At 33.9% G+C, this 693-nt stretch carries 1 protein-coding gene; it reads left to right on the top strand.

Annotation, left to right across the window (positions count from 1 at the left end; genetic code table 11):
- The first annotated feature begins 89 nt into the window (after nt 1-89).
- Nucleotides 90-548: a hypothetical protein gene (locus ML462_RS16020; protein ID WP_240714842.1), complete on the top strand. Its 459-nt coding sequence runs from the start codon at nt 90-92 to the stop codon at nt 546-548.
- Nucleotides 549-693 lie beyond the last annotated feature (145 nt).

Raw genomic sequence — 693 nt, 5'->3', positions numbered from 1 at the left:
GCGTCCCTTACTCCGCCAACTGGCGATAACCGAGACCGTTGTGCACAAGCCTCACAAAGATGAGAACTACAATACAAATATTTCTGATTTTGATTTCTACATTGACATTTGGTCAAAAGAAAATTAGTGGAAAATATTCCAACAAGTTTGGAGAAAAAATTGAACTAAAAACGGATTCAACTTTTACTTATAATTGGCAATTTGATCTAGCTTCGAGTTGGTCAAAAGGAAAATGGAGTTTGAAAAATGATACAATTTTCTTTGACGTAATTCCAATAATGGACACTCTTAAAATTGTAAAGAATAATAAATATTCAGATAGCTTAATTTTATCATCTGATCAAAAACCAGGTTTGGCAAAGAATATTGAATTTATAACAAATACATTATCCAGTGGCGGACAAAATCGACAAAAACCACCAAAAAAATTATTCATTAAAAACGGAAAATTATTTCGTTTAAATGAGAATAATGAGATAGATAAAAAGCAACATCAACAACCTGGTCGGAATAAAAAATACAAAACATATTTTTACAAAACAGACTAAAGGCCAGTGCACAACAACGGTTCATCGCCAATAAGCGGTACCGTTAGTAAGAAAATAATTAACTTGACCAATAAACCAATACTAAGCCGACAAATCCGCGTCCCCTACTCCGCCAACTGGCGATAACCGAGACCGTTACCTGCAA

Source organism: Christiangramia lutea (genome assembly GCF_022489035.1).
Taxonomy (GTDB): domain Bacteria; phylum Bacteroidota; class Bacteroidia; order Flavobacteriales; family Flavobacteriaceae; genus Christiangramia; species Christiangramia lutea.
This window is presented reverse-complemented; position numbering and strand designations above follow the sequence as displayed.